At 52.4% G+C, this 20,140-nt stretch carries 20 protein-coding genes; 3 read left to right on the top strand and 17 right to left on the bottom strand.

Translation table 11 applies throughout. The features are described from left to right. A complete protein-coding gene (gene phnG, locus PPL9_RS06230) occupies positions 1-471 on the bottom strand; it encodes a phosphonate C-P lyase system protein PhnG (protein ID WP_057461920.1) in 471 nt (156 codons plus the stop codon). Between the two features lie 196 nt (positions 472-667). On the opposite strand from phnG, the gene phnF reads away from it, so the two are divergent. Then, entirely contained in the window at positions 668-1,408 is a 741-nt protein-coding gene (gene phnF, locus PPL9_RS06225; RefSeq protein WP_208989210.1) for a phosphonate metabolism transcriptional regulator PhnF, read from the top strand. Here the strand turns inward: phnF and PPL9_RS06220 are convergent. The 5 genes from PPL9_RS06220 to PPL9_RS06200 all read right to left on the bottom strand — a co-directional run bounded on the left by PPL9_RS06220 (position 1,405) and on the right by PPL9_RS06200 (position 8,754). After that, positions 1,405-2,970, bottom strand: coding sequence for a CYTH and CHAD domain-containing protein (locus PPL9_RS06220; RefSeq protein ID WP_057461878.1), 1,566 nt, complete (start codon positions 2,968-2,970; stop codon positions 1,405-1,407). The genes phnF and PPL9_RS06220 overlap by 4 nt on opposite strands. 197 nt (positions 2,971-3,167) lie before the next feature. Beyond that, the gene (locus PPL9_RS06215; protein ID WP_057461877.1) at positions 3,168-3,914 is read right to left on the bottom strand and encodes an FCD domain-containing protein; all 747 of its coding nucleotides are present in this window, start codon (positions 3,912-3,914) and stop codon (positions 3,168-3,170) included. Between the two features lie 147 nt (positions 3,915-4,061). Beyond that, positions 4,062-5,045 carry a TRAP transporter substrate-binding protein gene (locus PPL9_RS06210; RefSeq protein WP_057461876.1) on the bottom strand — a complete coding sequence of 328 codons (984 nt, stop codon included), beginning with the start codon at positions 5,043-5,045 and terminating at the stop codon, positions 4,062-4,064. A gap of 334 nt (positions 5,046-5,379) precedes the next feature. After that, entirely contained in the window at positions 5,380-7,605 is a 2,226-nt protein-coding gene (locus tag PPL9_RS06205; RefSeq protein ID WP_057461875.1) for a heavy metal translocating P-type ATPase, read from the bottom strand. 270 nt (positions 7,606-7,875) lie between these two features. After that, on the bottom strand, positions 7,876-8,754 hold the full coding sequence (locus PPL9_RS06200; RefSeq protein ID WP_057461874.1) for a LysR family transcriptional regulator: 879 nt from the start codon (positions 8,752-8,754) through the stop codon (positions 7,876-7,878). A gap of 98 nt (positions 8,755-8,852) precedes the next feature. On the opposite strand from PPL9_RS06200, the gene PPL9_RS06195 reads away from it, so the two are divergent. Beyond that, entirely contained in the window at positions 8,853-10,190 is a 1,338-nt protein-coding gene (locus tag PPL9_RS06195) for an aminotransferase class I/II-fold pyridoxal phosphate-dependent enzyme (protein ID WP_057461873.1), read from the top strand. 99 nt (positions 10,191-10,289) lie between these two features. On the opposite strand, the gene PPL9_RS06190 is transcribed toward PPL9_RS06195, so the two are convergent. Together PPL9_RS06190 and PPL9_RS06185 are read right to left on the bottom strand one after the other, a co-directional pair. Next, positions 10,290-10,898, bottom strand: a complete 609-nt coding sequence (locus PPL9_RS06190; protein WP_057461872.1) for a GNAT family N-acetyltransferase — start codon at positions 10,896-10,898, stop codon at positions 10,290-10,292. Positions 10,899-11,089: 191 nt separating this feature from the next. Then, positions 11,090-11,989 (bottom strand): LysR family transcriptional regulator, encoded by a 900-nt coding sequence (locus tag PPL9_RS06185; protein ID WP_057461871.1) that lies wholly within the window; start codon positions 11,987-11,989, stop codon positions 11,090-11,092. A gap of 85 nt (positions 11,990-12,074) precedes the next feature. Here PPL9_RS06185 and PPL9_RS06180 point away from each other — a divergent pair, with 85 nt between their 5' ends. After that, on the top strand, positions 12,075-12,698 hold the full coding sequence (locus PPL9_RS06180) for a class I SAM-dependent methyltransferase (protein ID WP_057461870.1): 624 nt from the start codon (positions 12,075-12,077) through the stop codon (positions 12,696-12,698). A 6-nt stretch (positions 12,699-12,704) separates the two neighbouring features. On the opposite strand, the gene PPL9_RS06175 is transcribed toward PPL9_RS06180, so the two are convergent. The 9 genes from PPL9_RS06175 to PPL9_RS06140 all read right to left on the bottom strand — a co-directional run. Then, a complete protein-coding gene (locus PPL9_RS06175; protein ID WP_208985897.1) occupies positions 12,705-13,481 on the bottom strand; it encodes an endonuclease/exonuclease/phosphatase family protein in 777 nt (258 codons plus the stop codon). A 163-nt stretch (positions 13,482-13,644) separates the two neighbouring features. Next, positions 13,645-14,643, bottom strand: a complete 999-nt coding sequence (locus PPL9_RS06170; RefSeq protein WP_161831228.1) for an aminotransferase class I/II-fold pyridoxal phosphate-dependent enzyme — start codon at positions 14,641-14,643, stop codon at positions 13,645-13,647. Positions 14,644-14,813: 170 nt separating this feature from the next. Continuing rightward, a complete protein-coding gene (locus PPL9_RS06165; protein ID WP_057461867.1) occupies positions 14,814-15,179 on the bottom strand; it encodes a hypothetical protein in 366 nt (121 codons plus the stop codon). A gap of 48 nt (positions 15,180-15,227) precedes the next feature. After that, positions 15,228-15,386 (bottom strand): hypothetical protein, encoded by a 159-nt coding sequence (locus PPL9_RS32310; RefSeq protein WP_161831226.1) that lies wholly within the window; start codon positions 15,384-15,386, stop codon positions 15,228-15,230. 12 nt (positions 15,387-15,398) lie between these two features. After that, entirely contained in the window at positions 15,399-15,860 is a 462-nt protein-coding gene (locus PPL9_RS06160; protein WP_057461866.1) for a hypothetical protein, read from the bottom strand. A gap of 263 nt (positions 15,861-16,123) precedes the next feature. Next, positions 16,124-16,591 carry a VOC family protein gene (locus tag PPL9_RS06155; protein ID WP_057461865.1) on the bottom strand — a complete coding sequence of 156 codons (468 nt, stop codon included), beginning with the start codon at positions 16,589-16,591 and terminating at the stop codon, positions 16,124-16,126. Beyond that, positions 16,578-17,378, bottom strand: coding sequence for a TetR/AcrR family transcriptional regulator (locus tag PPL9_RS06150; protein WP_152986607.1), 801 nt, complete (start codon positions 17,376-17,378; stop codon positions 16,578-16,580). The genes PPL9_RS06155 and PPL9_RS06150 overlap by 14 nt, the downstream gene beginning before the upstream one ends. Positions 17,379-17,500: 122 nt before the next feature. Further along, a complete protein-coding gene (locus tag PPL9_RS06145) occupies positions 17,501-19,228 on the bottom strand; it encodes an ABC transporter ATP-binding protein (RefSeq protein WP_057461863.1) in 1,728 nt (575 codons plus the stop codon). Between the two features lie 12 nt (positions 19,229-19,240). Further along, positions 19,241-20,140, bottom strand: a 900-nt coding sequence (locus tag PPL9_RS06140) for an ABC transporter permease (RefSeq protein ID WP_082596592.1), incomplete at its 5' end; no start/stop codon positions are given.

Here is a 20,140-nt window from a genome sequence, read left to right as displayed (position 1 = left end):
TTACTCTCCCCGGACCATGGTGAAGAAATCAACTTTGGTGGCTGCGACTTCAGCGCGTGTTTCGTTTTCTGCTTGTTCTTGAGCGGAGGCTAATGGCTGAAGAACCTTCGTCTTAACGAGATCCCGGTATTCTGATTGTTGCCAAAGGGCGTCAATGAGAGCCGCCTGTAGAACTTTTTGTTTTTCGCGGCCAAGGGCTTGACCGAAACCGGTGGTCCCGTCGTCTAAAGCTATGACGCAGCGAGTGACGGTTGCTTCGCACATGTTGAAGGGAGCGCCGGTGCCACCTGCGCGACCACGGACCATCACGAGCCCGATTTCTGCCGGGCGAATAACGGTATAGCTCGGCTCTAAACCGATGTTTTTCCAGGCTTTTGCGAGGTCTTGCGCTGAGGCCTTTGCCAGAATGCCCATAGCATTCTGCCTAGCTGCAATTTCCGGTGATTGCTCTTTGAGCGAACTTGCCGTCATTTCAGCCCCTTTAACTTTCAGGAACACGCTGGTTCTCTGGCATTGTGTGGTGACGCCTTGCGGGTTTGTCGAAAGATTGGATCCGCGCGTCTGAATTTGGTTGCTAAGCTAGAACTAATGTTGTCTAGTTGTATAGACAAATATTTTGCTCGCCAACTGATTAGTGTTGTTTCATGACGAAGACATGACGAATGCGATGAAATTTGATTTCTCTCCTGTTGAGCGGCGTGCGGGCGTTGCCATGTGGAAGCAGATTGCTGAAGTGCTGCGCTCTGAGCTTTCGCGAGCTGAGGTTTCTGAGGGGGAGAAAATCCCTACAGAACAAGAACTTGCACATAGCTTTGAGGTTAACCGCCATACTGTTCGGCGTGCGATTTCCACTTTGATCGAAGAGGGTTTTTTACGTTCAGATCAGGGGCGGGGAACCTTTGTTGCCAAGGCTCCGCTGGTCTATCCCATCGGTCCGCGCACGCGCTTTTCGGAGAACTTGTCGGGTCAGGCGCAGGAGGTTTATGGGGATATCTTCCGCACGACTGAAGTGATTGCAGATGCTTACACATCCGAACTGTTGGAGATTGCACCGGGCACTGCACTGTTTAAATGCGAGTCTGTGAGTTACGCAGATGGCACACCAATTATCGCAGGAACGCGCTGGTTTGAAGTGTCTCGCTTTCCCAATCTGCCTTCAGATTTGAATGAGACCAACTCGATCACCAAGATCATGGAGAAGTATGGTTTCGGTGATTATCGGCGTCAGGAAACCCGGATTACGGCGGCGCTTTGTAGTGCGCATAATGCGGAGTTGCTTAAGATCTCCGTGGGATCGCCTGTGCTCGTGATGGAATCTATCAATGTGATTGCGAGTGGAGCGCCTATACAAATTGGTCGAGCCTATGTGGCTGCTGACCGGATGCACCTAACCGTCAGAAATGACTAGGCTTTTGCTTGGAGCCAGTACTTGGGTGCTTCTACGGCGGCGTTCCAACGTTCTTGCGCTTCCAGCCATGCATTGTCAGCTCTGGCCTGATGCCAACCGGCGACAAAACCGATGACCGTTGAAACTTCGTTGTTTTGTAAGGATTGCGGAAGCTTCATTGCGACCAGACGGTCAGCCATGGCCACATCGTTGAGGTAGCCAAAGGTATTTTGAAGGCGCTTCAGACACTTAAGGAAGATACGCAGATCTTCTGGCTCATAGAGAGAGCGGAAGAACTCAACCGTATAACGCAGTTTTTTGAGCGATTTGCGGAGGTCGTGGCGCTGCTCGATGGTGAGGTCCTGCAGGTTCTCGGCCCGTTTTTCGCAGGCCTTCCAACGCTTGGACAATGCGTTTTGGGCGAAGGTTTGAATTGGTAGGTCCAGTTTCTTGAACTCGCTTAGTCCCAGGTTCTCTTTCCAAGCTGAGCTGTGTGCGAGTTCCCCCAGTTGGAGTAGGAAGCCGTTGAGCTTTGGATCAATCAGCTCCTGTCTCAGTTCAATCTGAGCTTCCACATGTGCCAGTTTAATGGCTTCAAAGAGCGGTTCGACTGAGTGCGTGTCTGGCAGTAACGGGATAACCGGTGTGATGATATCTTCCACCAGTACATCGATATCTCTTTGATTTCCTGCAGTTGTTGCCAGTTGCTTCGCGGAGACATCCAGCGCTGCGATGGTTTCGTTGCCCGGGAAAGCTGCTTTGTAGATATTGAACGCACTTCGTAATCTACGCAGTCCGACACGTAGTTGGTGCGGGCCTTCAGAGATGTTTTGCTGAAGGACGCAAGAACGGTTGGCAACAATCTGGTTGAGGCATTCGCTTAGGATTTTTTGGAAGGCTGAGCCTGCGTTGTCTCCTGGTTCCAACTCTATGTAGTTGGAGTGAAGTGCTTCTGAGGGCAGCTCAGGTGGTTCACCACTTGCTAATCGATAGCCAATGCCTGCCTTGTTGCTGCTGGAAAACAGAATTGGTCGATCTTTCATGAGTGCGCCTGCCAGTTTGTACAGGCTTTCGACCGGGCCTTCCATCAGCTCCAGCTCTACTTCATGGATCGGATGCTCTTTAGTGGCTGTTTTGGCTATGCCGGAATCTAGAGCCACTTCAATCTTCGCACCTGCTTTATCTGTATAGTAGGTCAAAGTGCGCGTGATGGCGGTCTCGAACAGGATTCCCCATTGCTTGCCCTCAAGCAGAGATAAGAGCTTCTGCTTGATTTCATTATCAGAAATCACATGGAAGTCTGGCTCAATTCCGGCTATGGGCAATTCCAGCTCAATCCGTTTGGAGAGCCCGGACTGCATGCCGCCGCCTTGCTTGATGGTTTGTAGCCAGTTGGTGCCGTTGTGGCGCGTGCGCAGCGAGATACGGGCTTTTTTGAGTGTGTGGTCCGGCGTGTCGTAATACACGGAACGGAGACGTTTCACGGATTGCTCACTGACCGCAAAGCCTTTTGGTGGTTTTGCTTTGGCCAGTTGCTCCAGAGTTGTTTCGTCTACAGAAAGCTTAAGCTCAATCTCGTGCATGATTGCCGGGCCACCCTATGCACAGCGTGCGAAGTGGAAGCTGGTTCCATCCCACTCTTGTTGATTTTACGTAGTAAACATCTCGCGAACGCATCCGCCTGTAAAGGGTGCAAAACGTCTATGGGAATTTATCAAAGATATAATCCCCATTTGGCAACGGTACTATGAATTGTGCTCTATTAATGCCCGTTGGTGGGTTATGCAGGCGTTAGCGGATCCTGCTGGAACAGGTATGCATCAAAAGCCGGATCGTCGACGTCAGATAAATCCATCAGGCGTTTCTTGACGTTCTCAAGGTGTTGCCACATCGCTTGTTTTGCTGCTTGCGGGTCTCTTCGCTTCAGAGCGTCGAGGATGTCCTGATGGTCGTTGAGCCACTCTTCGCGGTATGTGTTGTCGAAGATGCGTTCGTGCAGCTTATCCCACATTCTGGAACGGGTGCGTTGCTGCCAGAGGTTTCTGACCATATCGACCAGTACCGAGTTCTGGGTGGCTTCTGCTATGAGCAGGTGAAATTCCTCGTCTGCCTCATACCCGCCGGAGCCTTTTGCCAGGTCTTCGCGCTCACGCTCCAGAGCATCGCGCATGCGCAGGATATCTGCTTTGGTGACCATGGATGCTGCGAAGGCTGCGATGTTGCTTTCCATAAGCTGGCGTGCCTGCAGGAGCTCAAATGGGCCGATGTCTTCCAGATTTGAGGTGGGAGTAACTTGCTCCGCATCCGGCAGGCGTACAACGTAAGTGCCTGATCCTTTGCGCACATCAATCAAGCCTTCGATCTCAAGCATGATCATAGCTTCGCGCAGAAGTGAGCGGCTGACGTTCATTTCTTCAGCAATCTGGCGCTCCGGGCGCAGGCGGTCTCCAACCTTGAACGTTCCGTTGCCTAACTCTTTGCGCAAGACCTCAGCTACTTCCTGATAGCGGCGACGCTGACCATCCATTTCGCTTATTCTCCCATGCCTGCGCGGTTTGGCGGATTTTTAGTGATTGCTGCACGCTTAAGATACTAAATAAAGCAGATTTGCAAGCGAGACAAAAGGCCAGAGATTTGCCTTGTTACTCTGGCCTTTCTTATTCCATTAGAAGGCTTATTGGGTCAATGCTTTGATGCGTGTGATCAAGGAGCCAACTCTCTCAGATTTTTCCGCAGCTTCTGCATGCATTGGCAAAACAGCTTCGATGAATGGTGCTTTATTCACCTCAATGAACTTCACATTAAGCTCGGACTTTGCCTGCTCGATGTGTTTCTTTGTCATCTCATTCCACTGGGCACGGTGGAAGTGCATGGAGGACTTGGCAGCATCACGAATTGCTGTTTGTTCGTCTGTGTTTAACGAATTCCAGACCGTGGTTGAAATGACAACGATAGACGGGATCATTGTGTGGCCGTCATCGGAATAAACCTTGGAGACTTCACCATGACGGGCTGTGGTCAGCGCCAGCGGGTTATTCTCTGCACCATCGACCACGCCCTGCTGCAGTGCGCTGTACAGTTCGCCCCAGGAGATTGGGGTTGGGCTGCCGCCGAGTAGCTCTACCATGCGGATTGCGGAGGGGGATGGCTGGACGCGGATCTTCATGCCTTTGAGATCAGCTGGAGAGTGAATCTCTTTGTTGGCGTAGAAGGAGCGGGCGCCTTCCACGTAAAAGGTCAGACCAATAAAGCCTTTGTCTGCTGACGCTGCAAGGATGTCGTCGCCGATTGGGCCGCTGAGAACATCGAAATAATGGTTCTCGTCTACGAAGATGTAAGGCAGGTTCAGTGCTGAGTAAGACTCTTCAAAGGCTTCCAGCTCGCTGGCGTTGGTTTTGGCCATTGCGAGGGTGCCTTCTTGCACTAACTCCATGGATTCTCTTTGTGTTCCCAGTGCGCCATTGCCGTAGATGCGGATTTTGAGAGAGCCGTCGGTGGCTTCTGCAACTTTGTCTGCCATGTGCTGCATGGAAATGTGCAGAGGGTGCTCTGGTCCCTGATTGTGGCTGAGTTTCAATGTCTTCGCGTAGCCGAATGAAGTTGTTGCAAGCAGAGCTGCACACAGAACTGTGGCTTTGGCAATCTTTCTCGTAAACATATGCTTCCCCCCGGATAATCGCAGCGAATGTATTCGTGAGATGAAACTATAGAATGCTGAGGCTGCGATATGTAACGGAAAGAATTGGATGGATTCGAGGAGTTGTCAAACCATTTTATATATTGGTTGACCTTATGAAGAGCTTATTTGTTTTCCGACTAACTGAATTATTTCTACTGCATCAGTCTGGTAGATGTGGTGAAGCATTATTCTTCTAGTTAGCGCTCTTATGATTGGTCGGAGTTCTTCTAAGAAAGAACGGTATTGGTTAACCGGAGAGTTCGAAGATACAAAAAGCCCCTGAGTTTGTTTTTCAGGGGCTGGATTGATGATGTCAGTTCATGTTCTTCGGTTTCCAGCGCCGCAGCAACATGGCGTTGGTAACCACGGAGACGGAACTCATGGCCATGGCGGCTCCTGCGATGACAGGGGAGAGCAATCCCAGTGCTGCAAGCGGAATGCCGATGATGTTGTAGATGAAGGCCCAGAACAGGTTTTGTCTGATTTTTCTGAGGGTTGCCTTGGAGATGTCCAGTGCTGCCGGGATCATCTTTGGCTCAGAACGCATGAGTGTGACGCCCGCGGTTTCCAATGCAACATCAGCACCGGAGCCCATTGCGATGCCGAGGTCAGCAGCTGCCAGAGCAGGGGCATCGTTGATGCCATCGCCGACCATAGCAACTCTATAGCCTTGTTCTTTCAAGTCATTTACGACTTCGTTCTTGCCCTCTGGCTGAACGCGTGCCTGGAATTCGTCAACGCCGACCTGATCAGCGATGTTTTTGGCGGCAAGTTCTGTGTCGCCTGTGATCATGACTGTGCGAATGCCTTGTTTCTTAAGGGATTCTACAGCTTCACGGGCGGAGTCTCGTGCCTGATCAACAAACGCTAGAACACCGATTGCACGATCACCAAGGGCGACCGTGACTGCGGTTTTACCTGAGGATTCATAAGTCTTTACAAGGCCATCGCCCATCATGGATGGGGCGACATTCAGGTCTTTCATCAGGGCTGCGTTGCCGATGGAGACCTGCTGTCCAGTGAGCTCTGCAATCAGGCCCTTGCCGGGGATAGCCTTGATGGAGCGTGGGCGGGTGAGTTTGAGATTGCGCTCTTCTGCTGCGCGGATAAGTGCGCTGGCGAGTGGGTGTTCGCTGCCCAGCTGGATGCTGGCTGCGATTGTCAGCAGGCGGTCGTCATTGCGGTCAAATGCCTGAGCATCCGTCAGAACTGGTTTGCCAACGGTCAGCGTACCGGTTTTATCAAAGAGGATCGTATCGACTTTGTGGGCGCGTTCCAGCGCTTCGATATCGCGGATAAGTATGCCAGCCTTCGCAGCCGCACCGGTGCCTGCGACAAGTGCTGTTGGGGTAGCAAGTCCCAGTGCGCAAGGGCAGGCGATGACGAGGACGGCGACGGACGCGCTGACGGCTGTTGTGACATCGCCGGAGTAAAGCATCCAGCCAGCGAAGGTTGCGAGGGCGATCAGCACAATAACGGGAACAAAAATAGCTGCGACTTTGTCGACTAATTTTTGTAGCGGTGCCTTGGAGGCCTGTGCGCCTTCAACAAGGCGGATAATCTGAGCTAAGCGTGTTGATTCACCAAGGGCAGTGGTGCGGACAAAAATTGCACCTGCTCCGTTGATCGTTCCACCGGTTACCTGATCACCCTTGTTTTTGTGCACGGGGAGGTTCTCACCGGTGAGCATAGATTCATCCAGCTCGCTTTCACCCTCTTCAATCAAGCCATCGGTTGGAACGCACTCGCCCGGTTTGATAACTATGTAATCGCCGAGGCGCAGATCTGAGATGCCGACGGGGATAATCTTGTCGCCGACGATCTTGTTGGCCGTGGTTGGTCGCAGGGCGATCAGAGAGCGAACTGCTGCTGAGGTGGAGCGTTTCGCCCGTATTTCCAGATACTTACCCATCAGGATAAGGGTGAGGATGACGGCGGATGCTTCAAAATAGAGGTCTGTTGCCTGCGCCTGTGTGGCGAAGAAGACGTTATAAACGCTGTACAGATAAGCGGCGGATGTGCCGAGCGAGACGAGGACATCCATGTTGGCGCCGCCATGGCGCAGCGCTGCAAACGCACCCTTGTAGAATCGCGCACCGACGAAAAGTTGGATTGGCGTTGCTAATGCAAACTGCAGTACGCCAGAGAGCTCGAATTGCACACCAAACGCCATCAAAACCATTGGAATGACTAATGGAATCGCAAGGAGCGTTGATAGCGCGAAAAGTTGAAAGGTTTTGCGTTCTTCTGCGTCGCTATGTGCTTCGCGCTCTTCAAACGCCTTCTTTGCTGCCTCTGCCTCGTCCCGGCGCTCCTTTGCCTCAAAGCCAGCTGTTGAGACCACGTCCACCAGATCATTTGCGGCGACCTGAGGCAGGTGTTCCACCTCTGCCATTTCAAGTGCGAAATTGACCGTGGCTTTGACCACACCTTCGGTTGCCTGGAGAGACTTTTCCAAGCGAGATGCGCAACCTGCACATGTCATTCCGGTGATGTCGAGTTTGACGGTTTGGGCTGCAGAGGCTGAGGGTGCGTTCATCAGAGCTATCTTCGGTTGCCGAGTTTAGACCCTCAGGACTTATTACCATTGGTGAGGGCGGGTCAAGTGGTTGTAGAGAGGGTAAATACGCAAGCTCTCCTATGTGATGTAGTCGTGTTGTGATCCTGATCGAAGCCGAGACCACAGCCTGATCATTTTTGCAGGGAACACATAGGGTTTTGCGTAGTTTGACCTGTCACTGGCCCTTCGGTGCGGAAAGGCGCTCTGTGGATAGTCACGTAATGGGAACGAGCGGTGTCCGCTCAAAGGCTATGCCAGTAGCAAAGAGATGATCTGTGTGATCTCTTTTGATGGGGTTGGCAGGCTGGCGCATTCTAGGATGAGGGATTTTCCGGTTGGTTGCCATTGGGTGAAAGGGGCTTGGAGGTCACCTTTCTTCAGAGACGGTTCGACGAGGGCTTTGTGACCCATGAGGATGCCTGCGCCGTTTTTCGCTTCTTCCATTGCTATGGCATAGAGGGAATAGTTTGGGCCGTCGCTCAAGCTATTCAGAGTCGGTGCGTTTTTATTGGCCCAGACCTGCCAGTCCTCTGCCCAGATCACATCGTGGAGGAAGGTTTCTGTCTCAAGGTCCTGCGGTTTTTTCAGGCCTTTTGCTGTCGCTGGTGAGCAGACCGGGGTGATGAGATCCTCTGTGATGATGCGCTCTTGAGCTGTGCTTTTGGGTTTGCCGATGAAGATGGAGAGATCGTAGATCTCGCGGTCCAGATTGGGCGGTGTTTCCAGTGCGGTGACGGAGATGTTGGTATCTGGCAGGGCTGCTCTGATCTTCGGCAGGCGCGGGGAGAGCCAGAGTTGGGCGACGCTTGGCAGGGCTGCAATGTGAATGGTTTTGCGGCTGGTTTTGGCTCGTAATTGGCGGACGGCGTTGCCCAGTTCATCGAAGGCCTTAGAGAAGTGTGGGGCGATGTCCTGCCCCAGCTCTGTCAGGTGGACGCCTTGAGAGCGGCGCTCGAACAGGTCCGCGCCAACCCATTCCTCCAATGCCTTGATGTGCTGGGAGACAGCGCCTGCGGTGACGCTCAGTTCTTCTGCTGCATTGGCAAAGCCACCAAGGCGGGCGGCTGCTTCAAACGCACGAAGGGCGTTGAGAGGTGGCCCTTTGGGGCGGGAGGGAGAGACTGACATGGATTAGCCTTAGTTTTTCTAGGCCAATAATTACATATTCTGGTTTGCGCTCTCAAGCGTTCTGTCCGCACACTCCTCTCAACAATTGGGAGGTTGTGATGGTTTTAGCGAAACGAAATTGGGTTCCAGCTCACTGTGAAGCACTGGTGCAGGAGGTTGCGCAGCGTACGCAAGCGCAGAGTTCTGCGGCTCTTCTGGGGCGACTGGATGCGCTGGCTTCTCAAAACAGGGAAATCCATGAGGAGCAATGCTTCAATCTGAACCCGGCAACAAATGTGATGAACCCAAGGGCTGAGGCGTTTCTGGCCTCTGGCATTGGTTCTCGTCCATCTCTTGGCTACCCCGGCGACAAGTACGAGATGGGGTTGGAAGCTATTGAAGAGATTGAGGTGATTGCGGCTGAGCTGAGTGCGGAAGTGTTTGATGCGCAGTATGCGGAGATCCGTGTACCGTCTGGCGCCATCGCCAATCTTTATGGGTTTATGGCGACCTGTCAGCCGGGTGATACGATCATTGCGCCGCCTGCTTCCATTGGCGGGCATGTGACCCACCACATTGCAGGATGTGCCGGGCTTTATGGTTTGCGCACTGTGCCTGCTCCGGTGAATGCGGATGGTTATACCATTGATGTGGAGGGGCTTCGTGAGCTTGCTAAAGCGGAAAAGCCGAAGCTGATTACTGTGGGTTCCAGCCTCAACCTGTTTGAGCATCCTGTGCGCGCTATTCGTGAGATCGCCGATGAGGTGGGTGCCAAAGTGATGTTTGATGCAGCGCATCAATGCGGGATCATTGCTGGCAGAGCCTGGGCGAATCCGTTGGAAGAGGGTGCTCATTTTATGACCATGAGCACCTACAAGAGCCTTGGCGGGCCTGCGGGCGGTCTGATTGTCTCCAATGATGCTGAGTTAATTGAGCGGATGGATGCCATCGCGTTTCCCGGTATGACTGCCAACTTTGATGCGGCGAAGTCTGCTGCGCTGGCGGTGACCATGCTGGATTGGCGGGACTATGGGCAAGCGTATGCTGCTGAGATGATTGCCCTTTCAAAAGCACTGGCGCAGGCGCTCGATGCGCAGGGCATTCCCGCGTTTGCCAAGGCGCAGGGCTTCACGCAGTCACATCAGTTTGCTGTTGAGGCCGCTTCTTTCGGTGGTGGGCAGGCGGCCTCCAAGAAACTCCGCAAGGCTGGTTTCCTTGCCTGTGGCATCGGCTTGCCGATTGCAGAGGTGGAAGGCGATATGAACGGGCTGCGTATTGGAACGCCTGAACTGGTGCGCTGGGGTGTTGGTGTCAGCCATGCAGGTGAGATGGCGCGGTTGATTGCAGCAGCGCTGCGCTCTGATCTACCTGAGCAGTATCTGCCTGAGGTTTCTGCTTGGCGGCGGCAGTTCAATAAACTGCATTATGTGATGGCTGGAGAGCCTGTATCAGCCTAGCGGTTGTTACGGCGAAACAAAGTCTGCAATGATGAGGTCGCGTTTACGGGGGTGAGTTCTTTCTTGTTGCTTAGCTTGAGGCGGTAGGCATCAGGGGCGTCACACAACGCGGCCCATCCAGATTGTTCTAGAAGCAACAGCATCTAGTTCGCTAAATCCGTGTTTTTGCCAAAAGCGAATGGCTCTAGCGTTCTTTGCATTCGCACCAACATGTATAGCCGCTACTTGATATCGTTTTGCGCATTGCATCCATTTGTTGAGGAGCAGGGTTCCGATGCCTTGCCCTTGAGCAACTGGGAGAAGGTTCATGTGTAGGTGGGCAGGAAAGCGTATTGAAATCTGTTCTGGTGTTTTCTCCGGAAAATGGATCATCTGGTACCTGCGTTCATCCGCAGTCCAAGTCGATCTCGCTCCTTCCTCCGGTTTGGGGTACTTACGTCTTAAGCTTGGCCACCATTGAGTTTCCAGGGTCGCTTCAAACTTGACGGTGTTAATTGTGCCTACACAGTAACCAACGACTTGGTTGTCGCGCTCAATCACGTAAGAGAGTTGAGGTGAGTACTTTAGATAGGGGGCTGAGTAAATGTGCCCCATCATTCGATAATCGGCATACAAGTGGCTGGCATCATTACCCAAATGGCCTGTTTGAACCGAAATGCGGTAGAGTGCCTCCAAATCATCATGGCCAGCTCTGCGAATCTTGTTCATTTCAATGTTCCCATTTGGAGTGCAACCGATTTTACATCTTATGAAGACCAAATATTGTCAGCCAGCTGAAGATAAGTGCTTTAAAGATCTGTGGGTCATAAAGAGGCACTCAATGCATTTCCTGATGGGTAAGAGTGTTGGAGCATACGTTGAATTTTGAATACTGTTGCTTTGCAAAATTTGTAGCACCGTCACAGCAAAGTTTTGCTTGAGAGCGTGTCTGCCAGAAGGTCGAAGACCAGGCGGATGCGCTTTGAGGTGTGCAGTTCGCGGTGGGTTGCCAGCCAGAAGGGCACGACGAATGGCTCAAAGCTTGGCAGCACCTGTTCCATTTCCGGGAACATTTCCGCGATCTCTTGAATCATGACGATGATGCCGAGATCGTTTCTGACCAGTTGCCACCCCACCAGTCCGCTTGCGGTTGTTAGTTTGAAGTTGCTTTCTTTGAGTGGCAAGCCAGACTCGGTGAAATACTTGAGGAACTTGTCTGGCCTGTCGAAGGCGATGAAGTCGTGGTCTGCCATGTCATTGGCCGATTGTGGGCGGCCCTTGCGGTTCAGATAGGTTTTGCTGGCATAGAAGTGTGCGGTGGTTTCCCTCACAAGCCTTGCGGTCAGGTCTGGTTGTTCCGGGCGGATATGGCGGATGGCGATATCTGCTTCACGCTGCTGCAAATCACTGACGGTGTTGGTGGCGATGATTTCCACGTGAATGCCGGGTGCGATCTCGCGCAATTGCTTCAAAATGGGTGTGAGGATGAAGGCTGAGGCGGTGTCGCTTGCGCTGATGCAGACGGTTCCATCGATTTCCTGAGACTGGCCGGAGGCTGCTAATGAAATGCGGTTTGCGGCCTCTCCCATGGATTTCACATGCTCCAGCAGTTCAAAGCCTGCTTGCGTGAGGGAGAGTGAGCGACCAACACGCTCAAACAACGTCACGCCGAGTGCTTCTTCCAGCGCAGAGACCTGTCTGCCCAGTGTGGGTTGGGTGAGGTCGAGGGCTCTTGCCGCAGCCGAAAGGGAGCCTTCCTCTGCTGTGACAAGGAAAGCGCGGGCCTGGTTCCAGTCGAATGAGATGCTCTGCCAATTCATGCATATTTGTATACCTCAACTGCGAATTTTGGCAATTTGTTTTGATAATATGCATGGATACACTGCAGGAAATGGAGGGTTTCCGATGCAGAATTCCGCAGGATTTTGGGACAAGCATGCGCCGGGTTATGTGGCGCGACCAATGAAAGACGTTGCTTCCTATGAGAAGGCAATGGACCGTGTCCGTTCTTATCTCACACCGGAGCAAGAGGTGTTGGAGCTGGGCTGTGGCAGTGGGGCGACGGCGATGCTTTTGGCCAAGCATGTCAAGCACATGACCGCTAGCGATATTTCCGGCAAGATGATTGAGTTTGGGCGTGAAAAGGCGTGGGACGACGGCGTTGAGAATGTGAGTTTTGTGCATGCTCCCGCAGGTGGATCAGTGCTTGATGGCAAAACCTATGATGTGGTGATGGCGTATAACGTTATTCATCTGATCAAAGGTCCGGCTGATGCAATCAATCAGGTACAGCGACTTGTGAAGCCGGGTGGATTGCTCATTTCCAAGACGCCATGTTTGGGCGATTCTGCGTTTTACTGGCGCTGGCTGATCAATGTGATGCGCCTTGTTGGGTACGCGCCTTATGTGACCTACTTCAAGCAGGTGGAATTGGGGCGTCAGATTGAGCAGGCAGGTTTCAAGATTGTTGAGACTGGCAATTATCCGGCGTCTCCCATGGGGCGTTTCATAGTCGCACGTAAGGTGTAAGGCCGCTTACAGGTCCACGCGGGCAAACAAACCGTGGTGGTCGGAGCCGTAGTAAGGGCGGAGAAAGGTCTTTCCGCCCTTTGGTGCGAGGACGTGGTCAATGCGCATGGCATAGGTGCCTTTGAACAGGAAGCTTGCTTCAAATGGGCCGGCCAGTTGAGTGTCTGTGGCGTCGGTGTATTCATCCAGATTGTGCGACCACGGGACCATGTTAAAATCGCCAGCGATCATCTTCAGTCCATCCAGCTCTGATAAGATCGAGATGATTTTCCCAGCTTGTGTCTCTTGAGGAAACGGCCATGGCCAGTGCTGATGGATAGACACAACCCAGAGCGGTCCCTCTGAGCTTTGGATGTGCAGTGCTGCTATGCCGAGGCCGATCTCACAGCGATAAGCATCAGAAGCAAGAGGGAGGCGTGAGAGCACAGCGACTGCGCCTACGGCTGTGAAGGGACAGACGATGTGGTAGGGATACTGCTTTTTGAGTGAGTTGATGAGAGGAAGATGTCTTTTGTGCACTTCCTGAAGCGTGATCACTTCTGGCTGTAGCATGAGGATGTCATTCAGGACATCCATGCGATCTCCGGCACGGAAACTCAGGTTCTTTTGATAGACTGCCAGATCGTAATTCTCTGGGACGCGCACTCCCTGATCGGCCCACAATACCGTTCCGCTGCTGATTGATGCGACTAGAAAGCCGATGATCATCAACTTGGGCTGGCGGTAGCTAAAGAGAGTGAGAATAGCGAGTAAGACGGCCAGAGGCAGCCGAAGAACAGACAAGCTGTCACCGATCGGATGTATAATTCCCAGGAAAGATATGAGGAGTAAACTTGTTACTCCAATTATTGAGTTGCGCAGGAACATGACACTCTTCGTTCACGGAGTTAGAAGGCGCGAACCTGCTATGTATAATCGAAACTATGTTCATTATTTGACAGCGCAATCATTTGGCAGAAAGCCTAGGTTTTTGTAAAATTCCCTCTGCCAGATCATTAAGTTTCTGAAGGAAGTGACACAGAGTGATTGCGTCAGATATGTTGGAGGGCATGACCCGAATGCAGTCGGTGAGCTGAGGCATTGGTGCGTAGCTGATGCAAGGAATGCCAGCTTCGATTAAATGGGTGGTGAATGCATCAGCTTGTCCTGCCGGTGTTTCGATAAGCAAGAAGTCTGTTTCGCTGGGCAGGCAGGAGAGGGCCGTGTGCTGCTCGATGCTGTTTTTTACATGATCGCGCCATTTGCAGCAGGATTTGACGTGTGCTGCAAGCAGGTCATGGTTTTCAATCAGAGCTTTGCCAGCCGCCACGTTGAGTGGAGAGATGGTCGTGCCGCCTTTGAGCTGCCTGAGGCAACTGATGATCTTGGTGTTGCCCATGATATAGCCAAAACCAGTTGCCGCATAACCTGCCTTTGACATGCTGCGCATGAGGACGAGGTTTTCGTGTGTCTCCAGCAAGCGGCACAGGGCGTGCGGATCATCTGCAAACAAGTGATAAACTTCATCAATGACGACGAGACCATTTGTATGGGTGGCGAGCGTTTCGATGAACTCCACCGGGGCTGTTCTGGATGTGGGGTTGTTGGGCGTGCTGAGCAGGGTGATTGCCGGGTCGTGTTCTTGCAGCTTTGCTAAAGCGTCGGCAGTGTCCCAGTGTCCGCCATTTGTGAGCTTGAACTTGTTGGACTGGATGCCGAGCTTTTCTAGCGTGATGCCAAAGAGGAAATAATCGAACTCTGGCAGGAGGACGGATCGACCTTTCGCGAATGCGAGCGAGAGTTCCTCCAGGAAGGTATTGATACCACTGCCGAGCATGACAGAGCAGTTGTCAGGCAGATTGTTCGTTTCCCTGAGTGTTGTCTCTAACTCAGTGATTGCTTTGATGTTGTAGTTGGACAGATTGAGCTTGGGGATATTGCGTTGAATGCACTTGTCGATGTGCATCAGAGCCTCTGGGCGTGTGTCTGACCCTTCAAGTTGAGGGGTTCGATAATCAATGAATTTTTCCAGATTGAACGGGGTTCTCTGGTGTTGTGCAGCCTGACAGAAATCTGAGAGAGAAAATGGCACAGTATGGGAGCCCGTGTTGAGAAAGAGATGGGAGTCCGGAGACATCATTCATAGACGGGTGGAGGGACTTGTGGGCGGTGGTGGAGATAATGCCCAAAGATTGCGTTGCAGTCTTCGAAGTACTTTTCGGTGAAGAGGATGTGTGTGTGCCAGACAATGTCTACGGCCTTGGAAGGCCAGGCGCGGGCGTCCTGCGGATAATCACCTTTGTATTTGACCTCAAGTTCGAGTGAGTCAATCAAGAATTTGCGATAGTCATTGACTGCTGTACGTGTTTCCTTCCTTGGCCACTCGTAACCGCCATCTGCAACGGGAGCCGTGAGCTGGTCAAAGACACATTCCAGATCGAGGGCCTCAATTTTCTTGCGGCCATTTTCATTGAAGATGCGTTCTGAGGAATACCAGTCCATGTTCTAGGCTCCCGATGTTTGCTTGATTAACCAGAGTTTGGGAAACTCTCAGTCTTTGCTTTCTGTGTTTACTTCAGTTTTGTTTTCGATTTTTTCGAAAGGAAAACCGCCAGGGAAAAAACCACATTTTGCTTTTTGTGTTGGTGTGATTGCTTTGTGAGTGAATGGGTTTTGCGCAGCGGCGTGTAGTTTGTTCAGATCAGTCATGGGAGCCTCCTCCTAGGATTTATCTTGAGCGTCATGAATGGTGGTGTGGCCACGGCAAGTGCCGTCAGAAAACACGCCAACAATCGGGCTTTCTCCGATCAGGCCAGACGCAAACATTGTGACTTCTACTGGAGTTTTGTCCTCGCTCTCCGGAAAGACGACTTCATAGCTGTTGGTCATCGTGTAAATGCCTTCACCAACAGTTCCATCTGACTCCGTGACGAGAATGTCATGGCCCTTATGAGATTCAAGCTGGGTATGGCCTTCGTCACTTTTGCCTTTGTGAGTGGTCGTGTAACCTTCGGTATAGCGTGTTTTGCAGGTACCATCGTCAGGTTGCCCGCTGACGAGTGACAAGTCGGAGAACTCGACTTTAGAGTTTTCAGCAGTTGTATCGTTATTTTCAGCAAAGACCGGTGAGGTCGCGAGGCCGAGGAGCCCAAGGCCTGCGACGGCGGCAGTTGTCTTTTTCATATTTTTAGCCTGCTCTGATCGAAATGGGTTCGCATTAGTCGCTTTTGTATCCTTGCGGATGAGCAGAGCTTAGGGATGGCTGTCTTAATGAAAATGTTAAGTGGAAGAAGGATGTGCTTGCTAGGGTAATGCAAGCTGAAGTGGTTGCCTGAGAGTTTAAGCGCTATTGAATTAGAGGTTGTGAGAGTGCGTTAACTTATCATATTGCGTGCAGGCAAAAGAAAAGGGCCCGCTGGGGGCCCTTTATATCTGAATAGCTGGCTTTATTTGGTATCGGCGACCAGCTCGTGCACGTTCCCGTCGGGGTCTGCAAAGAAGGCGGTGTATTCGCCCCAAGGCTGCTGCGCAGGTGCAGCAACGCTTTTAACGCCGTTGGCTAAGAGGGCATCGTAAGCGGTATCAACCTGCGCTGTGGTTTCATATTTGAAGCCGATGCCCAGTCCTGAACCCGTGCGGATTCCATTGAGTGTTTCAGCGTTCAGGAAGGAACTGAGGTATTCATGACTGGCTAGTGACAGCCTGAGGCCGTTGGATTTGAACTCCGCGAACTCTCCATTTTCTGAGATCAGTTTCATCTTCATTTTGTCTTTGAAGAAAGCTTTCATCTCAGGGAAGTTTGCTGTGTGCAGGGTGACCATGTAAATGGCCGGCTGAGTTGGTTCTGCCTGAGCTGCGAACTGCGCGCCAAATAGTGACAGAACGGCGATCATACATTGCTTAATGAACGTCATTTGTTGTTGTTCCTTTCAGAGTCCATAGCCATTGGGATTTTGTTGCGAGAAAATGCTGTTCGAGCTGGTTTAGAGTTTGCTGGGTGTTAGAGGACGGCAGCCCGTATCCTTTGATGAAATTCATGAGGTGAGGTCTGAGAAAGGCGAGGGCGTCTTCCAGATTGTCTGGCTGATCGTGGGGCATGCCATACCAAACCAACGAGATCCCTGAAACGAAGGCCCAAAGACCGGTTGTCAGGTGTTTGGGGTCGGTGGTGGTTCCAGAGATTTCTGAGCAGAGCTCTTCCAGAAAAGAAGAGAGATCTGAGGCTACAATCTGATGATTGTGACGCCTGATATTATGAGTTTCCTGCCAGAAAGAAGGTGAGGCACATTGCATTTCTATTTGGAACACGTCTGGATGGGCGATGTTGAAAAGAAAGTCCAACATGATCACGCCGAGGCATCGCATTTCAGGCTCTTGAAATTGATCGATTACTAATTTTAGTTTTTGATGGCGGATATCAAGGGCTTGGGATGCCAGTGCGGCTATGACGTCCTGTTTGCTTTCGAAGTGGCGGTAGAGAGTGCCGACGGAGACTTGCGATAGCTTGGCAAGTTCTGGCATTTTCAGGGCGCCAATTCCTTCAGAAATAGCGATTTCTCGCGCCTTCTCCAAAATTGCTTCTTCGCGAACTCTGGTTTTTTGCTGCTTGCCAGAAGGTTGCATGAAGTTGGTTCCATCGTTTTTTGATTCTGGAATATAATTCGAATAATATTTCATATTTGATTTTTGGATGGAACTCAAGGTTCGAGCTTGCCTGAGATGTAGGTTGGTGCATCACATTTAAGTGGCTGGATTGTCGGTTCTGCAGGCAAAAGAAAAGGGCCCGCTGGGGGCCCTTTGTGGTTTTCGGAAAGTGAGTGGTGTTAGGCCAGTTCTTCTTCCAGATTTTGGCGGGACAGGCCGTCCATGCTTGGCATCAGGGAGAGGAGCTCCTTGGTGTAAGCGTGTTGAGGTTTGTCGAAGAGGTCTTCGGTATCAGCAACTTCCAGAAGCTGGCCGTGGCGCATAACACCGGTGCGGTTACACATCTGCCGGATGACCGCGAGGTCGTGGCTGATGAACAGCATGGTGAGGCCCAGCTCGTCCTGCAGGTCTTTGAGCAGGTTGAGGATTTGTGCCTGAATGGATACGTCCAGCGCGGAAGTTGGTTCATCACAAACCAAGAAGCGAGGGCGTGTCGCCAGGGCGCGGGCAATGGAGATGCGCTGGCGCTGACCGCCGGAGAACTCGTGCGGGAACTTGGCTGCTGCTGCGATGCCAAGGCCGACGTGCTCCAGAAGGTCATCAACGATCTGGTTCACTTCGCTGTTGGTGCTGGCGAGTTTGTGGAACTTGATTGGCTCAGCCACAATATCACGCACACGCATGCGGGAGTTCAGGGACGAGAAGGGGTCCTGGAAGATCATCTGCATCTGACGACGCATGGACAGAACCTGCTTCTTGTCTTTCAGGCTGGTCAGTTCCTGTCCTGCAAAGTGGGCTGTGCCGCCTGCAGGATGGTAAAGGCCAGTGATGACGCGGGCCATGGTTGATTTACCGGAGCCACTTTCGCCCACGAGGCCGAAGGTTTCACCTGCATGGATGTCAAAGCTGACTTTATCCAGAGCGGTGAAGTACTGCCTGTTGCTGGAAATCCATGCGTCCTTGGTGAGGAACTTCATGGTGATGTCTTTTACATCCAGCAATGGACCATCGACAGACTTGTAGTCACGCGCCTTACCCAGCCAGTGGGTGGAGATGTCGATTTGCTTGAAAGGCTTTGCTGAGCCTTCAATGTAATCGACCTGTGGGAAGCGGTGCACTTTCACGTCCGGGCGTGGAACAGCGGCAATCAAGCTTTGGGTGTATGGGTGCTTTGGAGCGCCCAGTACTTGCTTGGATTCGCCGTATTCAACCAGATCACCACGGTACATCACCGCAACGTGGTCGGTGAGGTCTGCGATCACGCCCATGTCGTGGGTGATGACGACCATCGCCACGTTTTTCTCTTCACACAGACGCTTCATCAGTTTCAGGATCTGAGCCTGAATAGAAACGTCGAGCGCGGTTGTTGGCTCATCTGCGATGACAACTTCCGGGTCTGCGCAAAGAGCGAGAGCGATCACCACACGCTGGCGCATGCCACCGGAGAACTGGTGTGGGTATTGCGCGATGCGTTCTTCCGGATTTGGAATGCCAACCTGATCCAGCAGATCAACCGCATGAGCGCGGGCTTTTGCTTTGGAAAGCGGCAGGTGCAGGCGGATGGTTTCGACCAGCTGGAACTCGATGGTCTGGAGTGGATCCAAAGAGGTTAGCGGATCCTGAAAGATCATGCCAATGCGCTTGCCGCGCAGTTTGCGCATGCTTTCAGCCGCGAGGTTGTCGATACGTTTGCCGTCGAGGTGGATTTCACCTTCGGCAATCCGGCCCGGATTTTCCAGAAGTCCGATGACGGCGTTGCCGACGGTGGACTTGCCTGCGCCACTCTCTCCGACCACGCCGAGGATTTTACCGGCGTCTACAGAGAGATTGACATTACGGGACGCTGTGAAGACGTCTTTGCGGCTCGGAAACTCAACAGTGAGGCCGCGAATATCTAAGATGCTCATGGTCTGGCCTCTCTAGCGCAGTTTCGGGTTCAATGCGTCGCGGAGCCAGTCGCCCAGCAGGTTCACTGCCAGAACGAGGATCGCAAGCGCCAGACCTGGGAAGATCGCGATCCACCACTCACCTGAGAACAGGAAGTCGTTGCCGATGCGGATCAGAGTGCCCAAGGATGGCTGTGTTGATGGAACACCAACGCCAAGGAAGGAGAGGGTTGCTTCTGTGATGATTGCCAAAGCAAGGTTGATGGTTGCAATAACCAGAACCGGGCCAAGCACGTTAGGCAGCACGTGACGGATCATGATGATCCATGCCGGAATGCCAATGACGCGGGCGGCCTGAACATACTCTTTGTTCTTCTCCACCAATGTAGAGCCACGAACTGTACGTGCGTATTGCACCCAGAACGACAGGCCGATGGAGAACGTTAGAATCCAGATTGCCCAGGTCTCACGATCGATGTTGCCAAAGATGCCGTTTGCAATGCCGTCGATGAGCAATGCCAGCAGGATGGCCGGGAAGGTGAGCTGGACTTCAGCGATACGCATGATGATCGCGTCTGTGCGGCCACCGACATAACCGGAAATCAGGCCGAGGGAGATGCCGAGGATTGCGGCAAATGCTACAGACAGGAAGCCCACTGCCAGAGAAATGCGCATGCCATACAGGATGCCAGAGAGCAGATCGCGGCCCTGATCATCTGTGCCCAGCAGGTAGCGTGGGTCGGACCATTCCATACCAATCGGCGGAATGCGTGCGTCCATGATGCTGATCTGAGCCAGATCGAACGGGTTGAACGGTGCGACGAGCGGAGCAAACAGGGCTGCGAGCATCAGCACTACCGTGGTGAAAGCCGCGAGGACTGTCACCTTGGAGCTGAGGAAGCTGTGCAGCAAGTCGCTGTCGAGGAAGCGGGC

The sequence above is a fragment of the Pseudovibrio sp. POLY-S9 genome (genome assembly GCF_001431305.1).
Taxonomy (GTDB): Bacteria; Pseudomonadota; Alphaproteobacteria; order Rhizobiales; family Stappiaceae; genus Pseudovibrio.
This window is presented reverse-complemented; position numbering and strand designations above follow the sequence as displayed.